This window comes from Parabacteroides bouchesdurhonensis, from assembly GCF_900186615.1.
In the GTDB taxonomy this organism is placed as follows: Bacteria; Bacteroidota; Bacteroidia; order Bacteroidales; family Tannerellaceae; genus Parabacteroides; species Parabacteroides bouchesdurhonensis.
Genome location: NZ_LT896588.1, coordinates 418,247 through 432,945, shown reverse-complemented (window position 1 = coordinate 432,945; position 14,699 = coordinate 418,247). Strand labels below are relative to the sequence as shown.

Sequence of the window (14,699 nt, the reverse complement as noted above, 5' to 3'; positions counted from 1 at the left end):
TATTAACTCCGTGTTTGTCCGTCTCCCTGAATGAGATATTTGTAAGTAGTAAGCTCCGGCAAAGCCATTGGCCCACGTGCATGCAGTTTCTGGGTACTGATGCCTATTTCCGCTCCGAAGCCGAATTGCGCTCCGTCGGTAAAGGCGGTGGAGACATTCGCATATACGCAGGCTGCGTCTACCATCTGCTGGAATAGTTGTATGGCGTTGCTGTCTTCGCTGATAATGCACTCGCTATGTTTTGAACTGTAACGGGCGATGTGGTCGAATGCTTCTTCGATGGAATCAACCGTGCGGATGCTCATCTTATAATCGAGAAATTCCGTACCGAAACTATCTCCGGTTGCCGGCAGCAGCAGGTCTACCGGATATTGTCCTTGCAAGGCTTTTAGCGCGGGTTCATCGGCATAAATGATTACATGACTGTCTTTCAGTTTTTCGCAAAGGCAGGGTAAATCCGATAAGCGGTCGCGATGAATAATGAGGCAGTCGAGCGCATTGCAGACACTCACTCGCCGGGTCTTCGCGTTATTTATTATGTCTCGGCCTTTATCCTTGTCTCCTGCCTTATCGAAATAAGTATGGCATATCCCGGCACCTGTTTCAATAACCGGAACGCGGGCATTGTCACGTACAAAGTTGATAAGTGAACTGCTTCCACGCGGAATGATTAGGTCAACAAGCCCGACAGCGCAGAGTAACTCCTGCGTCGATTCACGACCCGGGGGAAGCAGAGTACAGACAGCTTCGTTAATGCCATGCTGTTTCAATACCGTATGTATTATTTCTACCATTGCCCGGTTCGAGAAGTCGGCATCCGAGCCTCCTTTCAGTATGCAAACATTTCCACTTTTGAGACACAGAGAAAATACATCGCAGGTTACATTAGGACGCGCTTCATAAATCACTCCGATTACACCGAAAGGCACGCTGATTTTCCGGATCACCATGCCGTTAGGGCGGGTTGCCTCGCTCAGGATAGCACCAAGGGGAGAGGGCAGGGTGGAAACGTTTACCATATCTGCAGCAATTCCCCGCAGACGTTCCTCTGTCAGTTTCAGACGGTCATATTTAGGGTCGGTCCGGTCCATACGATCCAAATCTTTCCTGTTTTCCGAAAGAATATGCTGACAACCGGCTAATAACGCATCAGCCGTATCTTTTAAGACACTGTTGATCTGCTCGTCGGTGAGGACTAATGACCGTGCTGTTTCTGCAGCCTGATGTAATAGGATATGAATGCTCATAATTTAATCCAGATATAAATAATCGTAGTGAATTAACGGCTTTATGTCGCGTTTACCTATCAGGCTGATCGCTTCATCGCTACTGTAAGCGGAGCAACCAACGCCGATCTGTATGCCGTCTTCATTGATAATCTTAACAATGTCGTCTTTCTCAAAGTCTCCTTTGATCTGTGTAACGCCTACCAGCAAAACGCTTGTTGCCTTATCACCAGCCAATGCTTTCTCAGCCCCTTTATTAATATAGACCTTGCCTTTGGCAAAACCTTCGGAGTGGGCTATCCATTTCTTTACGCTGCTAACCGGTTTGGAGGATGGGATGAAGCGCGTACAAACCGTATTGCTTCCTTCGGCCAACAATTCCGGCAGGATATTATCTTTCTTCCCGTTCGCGATAATAACGGTAATTCCTTCGTCCGCCACTTTACGGGCAATGCTGCATTTTGTGAGCATTCCACCGCGTCCGAAAGACGACTTGCTAGCCTGGACATATTCGGACAAATCCTGCTTGTCATTCTCGATCTCCCGGATAACCACTGAGGTTGGGGCGGCCGGATTGCCATTGTAAATACCGTCGATATTACTCAGGATAATAAGCGCATCCATATCCATCATAGCGGCAATAAGGCCGGATAATTCGTCATTATCCGTGAACATCAGCTCCGTTACGGAAATGGTGTCATTCTCGTTCACTATGGGAATCACCTTATTATCCAGCATCACATCCATACAATGCTTCTGGTTCAGATAGTGCGTACGACTGCCGAAGCTTTCTTTAGTAGTGAGTACCTGACCGCACGTTAGTCCGTGTTCGCGGAATAATTCGTAGTAACGGTTTATCAGCTTGGCTTGTCCTACAGAAGAATAAAGTTGACGCGCGGAGACTGCGTCCAGCTTTTTCCCCACGTTTATCTCACTCCGTCCCGAAGCTACAGCTCCCGACGAAATGAGAATAACCTCTTTCCCCTGCTTATGGAGTTCGGCTACCTGATCTACCAACGACGACATGCGGGTGATATCCAGCGAACCGTCTTTACGAGTGAGCACATTGCTGCCTATCTTGATGGCAATTCGTTTCATGTATGATAATGCCGGTTTATAAATGTCCCGTTATTGATTGTCTTTGTCTCTGATCTCCACTCTGCGTATCTTTCCGCTGATAGTTTTCGGGAGTTCGTCTACAAACTCTACCACGCGCGGATATTTATAAGGAGCTGTCACTTTCTTTACATGATCTTGCAGTTCTTTGATAAGCTCTTCGCCGGCCTTCGATTTGTAATCTTTGGCTAAGACAATGGTTGCTTTTACAACTTGCCCGCGTATTTCGTCGGGAACGCCGGTGATTGCGCATTCCACAACGGCGGGATGGGTCATCAGGGCGCTTTCTACTTCAAACGGGCCGATCCGGTAGCCGGAACTTTTGATTACATCATCGGCGCGGCCTACAAACCAAAGATAACCATCTTCGTCGCGCCAGGCTACGTCGCCGGTGTAATACAGTCCGTCGTGCCAAGCTTCGTGTGTGCGTTCTGCATCGCGGTAATACTCCTTGAACAGACCTATCGGTTTGCCTTTATCAGTATGTATCACTATCTGGCCTTGCTCCCCGTCTTCCGCTTTTGTTCCGTCCGGACGCAAGAGGTCCACATCATACTGCGGGTTAGGTACACCCATTGATCCCGGCTTGGGTTCCATCCAGGGGAAGGTCGCTACCGTCAATGTCGTTTCTGTCTGACCGAATCCTTCCATCAGTTTAATGCCCGTCAGCTTATAGAATGTGTCGAATACGGCAGGATTCAACGCTTCGCCGGCTATCGTGCAATATTTCAGAGACGACAGGTCGTACTTGCTGAGGTCTTCACGGATCAGGAACCTGAATATGGTTGGAGGAGCGCATAAAGAGGTGATCTTATAGTCTTGTATCATTTGCAGCATGGCAGCCGGTGTGAACTTCTCGTGGTCGTAGACGAATACGGTAGCACCTGCAATCCATTGTCCGTACAACTTGCCCCATACGGCTTTTCCCCAGCCCGTGTCGGCTATGGTCAGATGAAGACTGTCACGATGAAGATTGTGCCAGAAGCTGCCCGTTACAATGTGTCCCAGAGGATATGTAAAATCGTGGGCTACCATTTTGGGGTTGCCTGTCGTGCCGGAAGTGAAATACATCAGCGAAATATCGTCGTTGCTGTTTGCATGCATCGGACGTTGGAACGGAGCAGCGTTCCTGATGCCTTGGTGGAAGTCTTCAAACCCTCCTAGTTCCGGCCCTACGGATACCACTGTTTTTACGGTTGGTGAATCGGGCAGGGAATCCTTGATATGGGTCAGTATAGGTTCTTCGCCGGCACAAACGATCATCTTGATGTCTGCCGCATTGGCGCGGTACACAATATCTTTCTTTGTTAACAGGTGCGTTGCCGGAATTACTACGGCTCCCAGCTTATGCAGGGCGATGATGCTGAACCAGAACTCATACTTTCTTTTCAGGATGAGCATTACCATGTCGCCATGACCTATACCTAAAGATTGGAAATAGGACGCAGTCTGATCGGTGTATTTCTTAAGTTCCGCGAACGTGAAATCTATATGTTCGCCGTGATCGTTTGTCCAGCAGAGTGCCTTTTTATCCGGTTCTTCGGCAGCCCAAGCGTCTACCACATCGTAACCGAAGTTGAAATTTTCCGGAACTTTCACCTTGAAGTTCTGTATGAAGTCTTCCTGAGACTCGAATGTCGTTTTATCTATAAATCTTTCTAACATAGTTGTGTATTTTCTATCAAATTACAGAATGACAGCGAGGAAAACAACCTTGTTCCCATCTAGCGCTTTCATTCCGTGGGGAAGTTCCGAATTGAAGTAGATACTGTCTCCTTCCTCCAGTATTAAATCTTTATTGTTTATTTGCAGCAGCATGCGGCCTTGCAATACGAGGTTGTATTCCTGGCCTGCGTGTGAATTGAGATAAAAAGGTTCATCTTCCGGTTTGGGATGGACGGTAACCAGAAATGGGTCTGCTTTACGCCCTGCAAAACCTGCCCCGAGCGATTGGTACTTGTAGGCCTTTGTTCGTTCTACGGCTACGCCTTTTCCGTTTCGGGTGATGAAATAGGAACTCATCTTCGGTTCGTCTCCGAACATGAGCGTGGTGAGTTCCACTCCGTAGGCCTGCGAAATTTGATGCAATATGCTGACAGATATATCTACAGTGCCGCTTTCCAGCTTCAGATATTCTTCTGTTGTCAGATTGCATACTTTTGCCATTTCCGCAGGGGTAACTTCCAGCGCGTCGCGTAGTCCGGCAAGACGTTCTGCTATTTGTTTTATCTGCTCATTCATTTGTTGTAGTTCTTTATAATTTAGATGCTCCAAAGATAGGAAGAAAAAGCAAAAAGTCTACCGGATGAGTGGGTATAATGTAAATTAGATAGTAAAATCATCTTAAAAGCTGACAAAAAAAGAGTACTGTTTCAAATAACAGAGGCAGGTGATAACCCGCTGTTTTTTTTGACCTGGGTTACACCTGCCCCTGATAAGAAATATATTCGGAAGCGATGAAAAACTTTCTACTGTATGTTATTCGTACTTGATCACTTCTACCGGACATTCTTCGGCGGCTTGTTTGATTCCCGCTTCAAAGTCTCCGAAGTCTACGCCTTCCTTGACATTTGAGTGATCTGTTAAAAAAAATACTTCGGGACAAACTGCCTCACAGTTTCCACAGGCTATACAGCCGTCTTCTATCCATACCTTACTTATCGACATAGTTTTTTTCATTAAGATGATTAATACGTATAGAAAACAATCCTGCCTGCCGGAAAGTTTTGGTGTTTTACCGGTTATTGTTTACGTCGTGTATCTCCGCAGGTCTACGGATACGTTTTGCGTTTGTCTTGGAGGGAAAATAAGAAAAAACAAAGCCGGACTGTTCATCACGAATAATCCGGCCTTAAAAATTTACGTAGAGTTACCTGTTACGGCAATTATTTTTCAGAAATCATCTGTTCAATTTCTTCCAGTGATCGTCCTGTAGTTTCAGGAACCAGCTTCCACATGATAAACATGTACGGGATGCACATAACGGCAAACAACAGGAAAGTACCTTCCGGTGTGAAATGTTTCAGCATCCACGGGGTCAACTGACCGATCAAATAAGTTCCGATCCAAAGAGAGAATCCGGCAATGGACATCGCCAGTCCGCGTACACGGATAGGGAACATTTCGGACAGTAATACGAATACTACCGCGCAAATGGATATGGCACAGCAGAAGATATAGAACATAAAACTGATCAGAAGGAATACGCTGGATATGCCCATAGCTTCGCCATAATGGAAGTAGAAGGCAATCATCAGCAGAGCAATGATCATGCCCGATACGCCCCAATATACCAGTTGCTTGCGTCCAACCTTGTCTATAATGAAAAGTGCGATAATAGTGGTAACCATGTTAACCGCACCTACCAGAACCTGATAGAACAGAGAGTCTCCTCCGGACAACCCGCTTTGCTCAAATATAGTAGGGCCGTAATAAAGTACGGCATTCACACCCATAAACTGCCCAAGTATGGCAATGGCGGAACCGATCAATACCATCTTGAAGATAGCTGGTTTGAAAAGATATGCCCATTGGCCCGTTTTTGTGGAACTCTCGCTTAATACCATCTGACGGGTACTTTCCAATTGCGCCATGGCTTCCTGGATGCTTCCGTAGATGCGTTCCAGAATACTTTGTGCGGTATCGTTACGATGCTGTAAGATCAACCAGCGCGGACTTTCCGGAATGAAGAATATCACAATAAAGAATAGGATAGACGGAACGGCACACATACCCAACATGGCGCGCCATGATTCGGTATAGAATACTTTTTCAAACAGAGTAGGCGTGGAGGGGTCGGCAAGTGAGGCCAATCCGCTCTCTGCAACATTCAAAAGGACATGGTTCACCAAATAGGCGCCAACCATACCTACCGTTACGCCGAACTGGTATAAAGATACCAGACTTCCGCGGTATTTGGAGACTGCCACTTCGGAGATATACAACGGTGAAATAATAGATACGATACCAATACCTACTCCTACGAAGATGCGGGAGACAACAAGCATGGTAAAGTCTGAACTGACCGCGCATCCGATAGCGGAGAGTGAGAACAGGATGGCCGAAAACAGCATAGTGCGCTTACGGCCAAACTTGTCGCCCAAGATTCCTGCCACCGATACGCCGCCGATAGAACCTATCAAAGCGCAGCCTACATACCAACCGAGCTGCATCTCATCCAGATTAAACAGTTTTGCCACCTGCTGGTTAGTTCCCGATACAACAGCCGTGTCGTATCCAAACAGGAAGCCTCCCAGCGCGGCTACGAGGGATAGGAAGATTACATATCCCATGTTTATATTGTTATTTTTCATGTGTTTTATCCTCGTTTTATTTCAGGTTGAAGTATTCCTTGTAGCGATTGTACAGGTGGCCTGCCTGCAAGTATGCCGACTGCGGACTCATGAAATGAGCGAACTCAAACGTGATGGCTTTGTCGTAATTCTGGCGAGCGGCAGCTTCCAGTTTCATGCGCAGCTTATCGAATTTGATAGGCAGGAATTTGATAGGCATATCGCGGTCAAACGATTCGGCGTTGGTCCAGCATTCGATGCCGTATTTATCCGCCATTTTTTTGTTTACGCTAAAGAACGCATCCAGTTCGTCGTAATCAATGTGTCCGTCCTGAAAAGCACAGGCATCTACTTTACCCTTGATGCCGTCGAATATTTCCGACCACTCGCGTTCATGCTCTTCTACCGATACGGCCTGAGCTTTGTTCAGTGTTCCGGAAGCGGCGGCTACAGCTTTCTTGCCATCTATCCATGGGGAGATAAGGGTAGGCAGCCCACCGGATACGTCCTTGCATTGTTGTCCTAAGCTGCCGAATGCATCTATTGCGCCTTTGGTTGCACGGCTTATTTCCTGACAAAGATACCATCCCTGGAAACTCTTGTAGTGTCCGTATTTCTTCCAGACTTCCTCTATCACGTATTTGTTGGATTCTATTTCCCATGTCATGTCGCCGGTGTCCCAATATTTGCCGGAGTCGTACAATCCGAAGTAGAACTTCATATTGTATTTCTCTGCTAAACGGAGGTACATGTCTATCAGGTCTACCGAAGGCATGTAGCAACCGAATTTATTCATCAGGTATTCCGATGGGTAGGTAATGAATTTGCGGTATCCGCTGCGGATTACTATTACGGTATCGATTCCGATGGCTTTCATATATGCGAAATCTTGATCCCATTCTTTTTCGCCCCAATTCTGGTGAGGTATATCGTGCGAAATCTCATCGAGGAAAGCTCCGGTTATCTTGAGTCCTTGTGCTTTCGGAATGATTAATGTACTTTCTATGTTTTCTCCGTTAGTCGTCGGATAAACTCCGCATGGAGCATTGTTCTTATCGGTACAGGAGGAAGCGAGAGCTCCGGTGGCAAGTGCAGCACCGGTTACAGAAACCTGTTTAATAAAGTCTCTTCTACTATTCGTCATGGTGAAAATGTATTAAGTTAATTAATTTACTATATTTCCTTTAATGTCGATAGCAACTTGATTGAAAGGATCGACAATTTTATCTAACAATACGGCAAATTCCTTACGGGTTATATTCCTTTCGGGAGTGAAGTTCTCCAGCCCCAGCGAATCCCATTGGGAGGAAACAGTAGCTGCAAATTCGTCGGCACTCTTTTCCTCTCCGGTTTGATTCTGTGAAGACTTCAATTGGTATAATAACGTAAGGGCATCCGATATTGTTATCTCGGGATTCAAAATGTTTGTGTTAAATTGTGGGTAATACTCGTGCAATCCGGGAAGAACAGCATCTGCCGTTAACACGGAATCTGCGTCAAACCAAGTTTGGTTTGCCCATCCCTGGTGCGCTCCCCGTCCTTTTAATATACCGGTTGCGCCTATACGTTGCAGGGCGGCGAAATGTTTGTCGCCAAGCGGCAAATCCAGATAGGGCAACAGGTAACAGTTGGCAGCGAGCAAGGTATTTTGCACATCGCGGACGGGAACATCGGCTACACTCTTGTTTTCTTTTACGGAAAGGGCGGCAAGAGCTCCGGCTGCTTGTCCTAATTGCATCAGGACAGGTTGCAAGCGGGTTGTTCCGTTGGCAAGGTTAGAGACGGAAATCGATTTTTCAACGACCAGCAGGTTGTCTACATCTTCGGGAATGATTACTCCTAAAGGCACTCCGAATGATGGTACAGGATAGAATGCGAGATTGGGCAGTTCTTCCCATTTATCGTAGCGGGCGTGATGATGGTCTACGGCATAATCTCCTACAGTTATGGAAGTGCGGTAGAACTTCTCAGGTTGTGTATATGGAGATGCGATATGATTCAGATTGAAGCGTACCTTCCCGTGTATCCTGCGTGACTCACGGTGGTAGGGGATAAAAGGTAGCTTATCGGCTGTAGGGAACTCATCGTCCGCCAGTCCGAGTGTGTTAAAACCTAATTCATTCTGAAGATAATAAATGTAGCATAACGTGAAGTGTTTCGCTTTTTCCAGTTCCAGCTTGCGTTGTTCCGGAGTTAGCTCAATGAGATTTAGATAATAATCATTTCCTTCGATAGGCCAGTTTATCATGTATTTGTTATTTGGCAGTTTACCGTAGGTTATCATTTTGTCGCGATCCCATAATGTGTGCTTTTCACTTGGGTTTACACACTTCTCATATTTGCAGGTGCAGTAAAAAATGGAAGGATCATAGCCTTCCGGCTTGGGAATAGTCATATCTTTTCCATAATCTTTCAGGATAGCTACATAGGTAAGATCCTGAATGATGTCGTTTGATTCTTCCGGAGCAATATCTTCACCGGATATGCTGCGGGCTTCCATCCCTATGTCGTATTTTACGCCGCATGCTTTGGCAATGTCTCCCAGTTCGGTGCCGTCAATAAGAACTTTTGCTACTAAAGTCTGTGGTTGGCCTTCTTTGTTGACAGTTATACGCCAGCCTTTTTTCGTCTTTTCAATATTTTGGACGGTGGAGTTATACCAGATGGAAAGTAATTCTTCCTTTGAAGCAATTTGTTTCAGAGTTTGGTTCATGACGGAAGGTTCTGCGTTAACAGCGGATACCCAACCTGTGCGGAGGCTGTCTAATGAACCGTAATGTTCTGCCAGTCCGTTGCGGAATTCACCGAAGATTCCACTGGGAAGCCTGTAGTTGCCATCTACACAACTAACACCAGCAGAAGTGAGGGCTCCTCCCAACCATTCAAACTCTTCTACTATAAGTGTGTTGGCTCCCAAACGGGCTGATTGTATGCCGGCGGTAGTTCCGCTGGCGCCTCCTCCAATGATTAATACGTCAATTTTCTGTGTCTGATCGCAAGCTATCAAAGAGATAGCGGCAAGACAAATTATAAAGTATTTAAAAGTGTTTCGTAACATGAGTGATCGTTTTTATTTGTTTGCAAGAATTTCTTGTGCGAAGCGTGCATAGTGCCCTTCCAAACCTCGCGCGTAACGGTTTAATATGTTCTCGGCAACCTTATTTTTGTCTCCGCAGAGATATAAGCTCTTCGCAAGATGAAGCTCTTTCAGAATGCGGTTTCTGTAAGTAATATCGTGTATGTACGGAACAACACGGTTTTGTGCTACATGGTATGAAGGTATATCATGGTAACGCATTCCCTCGGTCGTTATCAGTTTATGCAGTACAGGCACGGCGTCCTTGCTCTTGATTGATTCACAGGCCATACAGATAGCCCGGTAGTGCGAAAAGTAGTCTTCCAGTTTCAATTGGTTTGCTTTTTCAAGAATAACAGGGAGGGCAGACGCTTCGCCGGTATTTCCAAGAGCAATGATGAGACTGTCGAGAGGACTCATACATTCTCCAAACTGTGCGGAGGCCGTGTAATGCCATCCTGCATCCCAACCATCATATGAGCGTATCGCCTCCGTGAGAACCGGTGCAAATTCCTTATCGCCCAGAATACAAAGGATGCTGGCGTAGATCACGTGATCGTTGCCTAATGCTCCGGCGATACGTTTACGAATAATACGGATGCACCTGTCGGGATCTGTCAAAAGAATTTCAAGCCCTTTATAATGATCTGTAACCTGTTGGGCGGCAACTTCAAACGTTTTATCGGAGTATGTTTTTGTTTCTTTGTCGGAAAGTACTCGGGTGGGCAGGATGCCTTTTTCTACCAGATGCTTTTGTATTTTGCGAATGTTGACTTTCCGCAACGGAGTCTTGTCCGTTGCAGCTAGCGCGGCGAGATATCCAACCGAGTATCCTTGGTTTTGTAAACAAGGCTGCATACGGATGACAGGCATAGCATCCCTGTGTGCGCTGGCGCCAAGGCCGGTAACGATAATTCCTTCAAGTCCGCGGGGAAGCAGTGCTCTCAATGGCACATCTGCGTCATAGATGACGTGACGTTTACCCGGAGGATTCAATGTAAAGAACGGATCGATGGTCATACCGTGCGTATCAAATGAACTTTTGTGATACGAGATCGTATCATTATACCTTTTATGGTTAATGACATCGTATACGCTTACGGTGTAATCGCCTATAATTCGGCGGCGTTCACGTGTTTGAGGAAGTTTGCCTAAATCATAACCTCCTTTGTATTTTGCTTTTCCTTGTACAAACAGACGACTGACGTCAAGAATATCTGTGTCGTCTATCAATGTCCAATCTGTATTGTTATAATAATCATTTAGCTCGAAACGGGATAGTCCGGCCCCCTGTACGGCAAGGGTTTTCTTTCCGGTATATTCATAATCGGCACCCGCGGCAATGGCAATATCTGCGCTGCCGGTACTGTCGATAACTACATCGGCAAGTATTACGCCGCGACCGAATGGGGTGGCAACGACAAGTCCTTCTACTTTTCCTTTGTGAACTAAAGCTCCGCAACCAAGAACTCCGTACCATAAATCAGCCTTGTTTTTACGAAGTTGTTGACGGTACCATTCTACTTTCCAGTCCATACGGGAATCTGCATTCGACTTCATTTGTCGTGGATGGTCGGCGGGTGCCATATTGCGCACGCTTTTGTCTATTTCCGCCGTATAACCTTCACGGAAACCATCCCAATAACGTCCTATAAAACCTAAGGTGGCAAGTCCTCCCAATCCGTGGAGATATTCTACGACTAAAGTTTTCGCATTGTGCATGGCGGCGGAGATTCCGGCCGGAGCACCGGCAGTTCCTCCACCCATCACGACTACATCGTAATGTCCTAAGACTGGTAATATGGATTGAGCCGTTTTAATGTATCCTTTGTCCATCTGTGGACGTAACGGTGAAAGAATTTCTTTCACGTCTCCGCAATAGGAGGCTTTACCTTCGGGTACGGATAATTTTACTGAACCTGCCAGGTGGATATCTTGAACTTGATTGGCTACATATTCTCCCATCATTTCGCCAAGAGTCATAGCATTAACAGGACGTGAAAGCCATGACGCAACATCACGGGACACAGCGGCACATGGCCCCATTACCCATAAATTTGTAACCCCTTTACAGGAGAAAACTTCTTTTGGAAGGGCATGGGTAGAACGGACAGTATCGTATCCGTCCGGAGTGTATTTAATGATGTTATCGACAAACGCTTCTTTTTCTAATCCTTCAAGGGAATTAATATCCTTTGAAACAGGTATGATGTGATATGAGGGGGTATACCATAGAAGATCGGAACTGTCTACCTGATCGGCATCCCATGTGATATCACGTATGAATTGTTCGGCTTCCATTAGGGAAGCATATGATTTATCTTTTAATTCGTAATCGAAAGTATAACGGATAACCGGATACTCCTTACCTGCGGAAAAGAACGTAAACGGCAGAGTTTCTGCTTTTTTAATAACTGGAGATTCCTTTACGTTATTACCGACTACTGTATATGTGAATGTTTGTTTTGTCTGTTTGGATTCTGTAAAAGGAACTCCACACATCTCTGCAACTGCAGCGGTTGTTGTGGTATCAATGATTCCTTTACAACGGATAGCTTGTCTGCCTGAGCGGTTAGCAATAATAACGCCGGCGACCTGTTTTTTCTCGTCAACTAAAACATTGGTGACGAATGTACTGTATAAGAAATGTATATTGTTGTCAATTAATTCGTTTTCAAGGATGGTCTTTACTTGTAGAGGGGTAGGTGCTTTATATTGGGTATAGATAAGATCACTTTCGGTTTTTGCTTTGTAAACTTCTCTGGGATCTTCTTCAATTAAAAATATTTTACGTGCGATTGCTGTTTGTGCTTGTTCTTCTTTTTTATTTATCTGATACATGAACGAACCGCAAATGTCGTCTCCTAGATAAGGCATGCCGGCAATTAGAAAAACTTTACTTCCGCTTTGTGCTGCGGATATGGCAGCTGATACTGCTCCGGAACTGCCTCCAACGATAATAATATCTGTTTCTTCAATAACCGGAATATTACGTCCGGACTCTTCACAATAGGATGGAACTTGGGTAACTTGTTGAATTTTGTTCTTTGCTTCGGCTACGTTGCCAAACGATACTAGTGCACTGCTGGCAGCAGTTAACTTTAAAAAATCTCTACGTGTTATCATGGTAATTCTTTTTCATATCTTTATTGTGGAGAGAATCAAGCCGGAGGATTCTCCGGCTTGATTCAATTATCCTGTTATTAATAACCTTCGTTTTGTACAATATTTGGATTACGGTTTCTTTCCTGTTGAGGAATAGGCCATAATTCGAATTTTTTCTCCCAATAGCGGTTTACATCACGAACCTTTAATTTGCTCTTGTATGCATCGTAATTAGGAATATCATTGAGATCATGACGTGCGCTCGTCTTGAAATTAGGAATATCTGTAGCAGACATACCTTCATAGCGAACTGTAGGTAATGGCAGTCCGTAAGATGGTTTGTCATTTTCTATATCTCCGATACCCCATCTTCTCATATCAAAAAGATGAAGACCTTCCAATGCAAACTCTACTTTACGCTCACGTCTTACTAATTGACGCATTTTGTCTTGATTGCCTATACGATCTGCTGATACATCAGGCATGCCCGCACGGTTACGAACTTGATTGATTGCATCATATACTGACTGATCTAATTCATTCAGTTCGATTTTTGCTTCTGCATAACTTAATAATATTTCTGCATAGCGCATTATAGGTACATTACAACTGGCACTACCAATGTTTTCATCTGTTTCTTTACTGTACTTAGCCCAAATGTAACCAACACCGGCATTACAGAAACTAGCCCAGGCTGCAGCACTATTCATATCGTCATTATTTCTTTCATCCCATGTGTTTGTTGCGTAATTGTACTGCTTGGTAGTTAATTCGTAAGCTTCCAATATAATGGAATTTAGCGAACCATTATTAGTTGTACATGTATCTCCATGCATCCAAAGTGTTGCACCAAATCTTGGATCTCTATTTCTTTGAGGGTGGCGTGGATCGTACAACGGTGATTCATCAATACGTTTACCATCAATACACTCATAAGTATCTGCTAACATCATACTTGGATGACGACCCGTTTGGCCTTGAATTCTGGATACTTGTCCGAAGGCAATCATATTAATCAATTGGACACTGGCTGTAGTGCTATAAGGTAATTCAAACAAAAATTCATTACGTACATCACTTTTTGCCTGCCCCGCAATAGTCCACATGTCTTCAAAATTATGTGCTAAGCCTCTTTGCCCAATAACTTTAGATGCTGCGTTTGCTGCAGCTCTAAAATATTCAGAGCTTTTTCCTCCGTAATTCAAGCCTCCGCCTAATAATCCTGCACGTGCTATAACACCATATGCAAATGCTCTGTCTACACGTCCTCTGTCTTCAGCTGTCCAAGGCAATTGTTCTGCAACTTGGTTGATATCATTTATAATGAAATCCAGAATTTCCACTTTAGATGTTCTTAATGCGGTTGTGTATTGCTCTGTTGTTACCGGACTGTCAAAAAACGGAACATCTCCCCATAATCCTATTAGATAATAGTAACAAAATGCCCTTAATACATGGGCCTCTGCTAAATATTGGAAGGATTTTGCATTTAATGTTTCTTCATAGGCTTTTGCTCCGGAAATAAGTTCGTTAGCTCGTGCTATGTTTCTATATAAGAATGTCCAAAAATCTTGTACCGATGCGTTATCCGGATTAAGACCACCGCCAGCACCGATCGTTGTATTTTCGTTTCTTTCTAAAGCAAGAGGGGTGAAATGTTCTAATGTTATAACATGAGGAACATTATAGGCTAAATTCATATACATGTTTGCATAGATACCAGTTACACCTTCTTTTATAGAGGTTTCGTTGTTAAAGAAACCATTACTTGTATAACTATCATTAGTATCTGTTCTGTCTAGGAAATCACTGCACGATATAGTGCTAAGTCCAATTAAAGTCAGACCAAATATATATAATACTAATTTTTTCATAACTGTATTT

At 44.7% G+C, this 14,699-nt stretch carries 10 protein-coding genes; all 10 read right to left on the bottom strand.

Going from position 1 to position 14,699, the window contains the following annotated elements:
* Positions 1-2 precede the first annotated feature (2 nt).
* The 10 genes from C1721_RS01940 to C1721_RS01895 all read right to left on the bottom strand — a co-directional run bounded on the left by C1721_RS01940 (position 3) and on the right by C1721_RS01895 (position 14,689).
* Positions 3-1,247 (bottom strand): glutamate-5-semialdehyde dehydrogenase, encoded by a 1,245-nt coding sequence (locus tag C1721_RS01940; protein WP_102406672.1) that lies wholly within the window; start codon positions 1,245-1,247, stop codon positions 3-5.
* A 3-nt stretch (positions 1,248-1,250) separates the two neighbouring features.
* Positions 1,251-2,324 carry a glutamate 5-kinase gene (gene proB / locus C1721_RS01935; RefSeq protein WP_102406670.1) on the bottom strand — a complete coding sequence of 358 codons (1,074 nt, stop codon included), beginning with the start codon at positions 2,322-2,324 and terminating at the stop codon, positions 1,251-1,253.
* A gap of 30 nt (positions 2,325-2,354) precedes the next feature.
* On the bottom strand, positions 2,355-4,007 hold the full coding sequence (locus tag C1721_RS01930) for an AMP-binding protein (RefSeq protein WP_102406668.1): 1,653 nt from the start codon (positions 4,005-4,007) through the stop codon (positions 2,355-2,357).
* Positions 4,008-4,028: 21 nt separating this feature from the next.
* Entirely contained in the window at positions 4,029-4,583 is a 555-nt protein-coding gene (locus tag C1721_RS01925) for a helix-turn-helix domain-containing protein (protein ID WP_102406666.1), read from the bottom strand.
* Between the two features lie 237 nt (positions 4,584-4,820).
* Entirely contained in the window at positions 4,821-5,021 is a 201-nt protein-coding gene (locus tag C1721_RS01920; protein WP_234347254.1) for a ferredoxin, read from the bottom strand.
* 206 nt (positions 5,022-5,227) lie between these two features.
* Positions 5,228-6,655, bottom strand: a complete 1,428-nt coding sequence (locus C1721_RS01915; protein ID WP_102406664.1) for a sugar porter family MFS transporter — start codon at positions 6,653-6,655, stop codon at positions 5,228-5,230.
* A 16-nt stretch (positions 6,656-6,671) separates the two neighbouring features.
* Positions 6,672-7,778, bottom strand: a complete 1,107-nt coding sequence (locus C1721_RS01910) for a DUF4434 domain-containing protein (protein ID WP_102406662.1) — start codon at positions 7,776-7,778, stop codon at positions 6,672-6,674.
* Between the two features lie 21 nt (positions 7,779-7,799).
* The gene (locus C1721_RS01905; RefSeq protein ID WP_102406660.1) at positions 7,800-9,692 is read right to left on the bottom strand and encodes an FAD-dependent oxidoreductase; all 1,893 of its coding nucleotides are present in this window, start codon (positions 9,690-9,692) and stop codon (positions 7,800-7,802) included.
* Between the two features lie 12 nt (positions 9,693-9,704).
* Positions 9,705-12,836 carry an FAD-dependent oxidoreductase gene (locus C1721_RS01900; protein ID WP_102406658.1) on the bottom strand — a complete coding sequence of 1,044 codons (3,132 nt, stop codon included), beginning with the start codon at positions 12,834-12,836 and terminating at the stop codon, positions 9,705-9,707.
* A gap of 77 nt (positions 12,837-12,913) precedes the next feature.
* Positions 12,914-14,689 carry a RagB/SusD family nutrient uptake outer membrane protein gene (locus C1721_RS01895; RefSeq protein ID WP_102406656.1) on the bottom strand — a complete coding sequence of 592 codons (1,776 nt, stop codon included), beginning with the start codon at positions 14,687-14,689 and terminating at the stop codon, positions 12,914-12,916.
* Positions 14,690-14,699 lie beyond the last annotated feature (10 nt).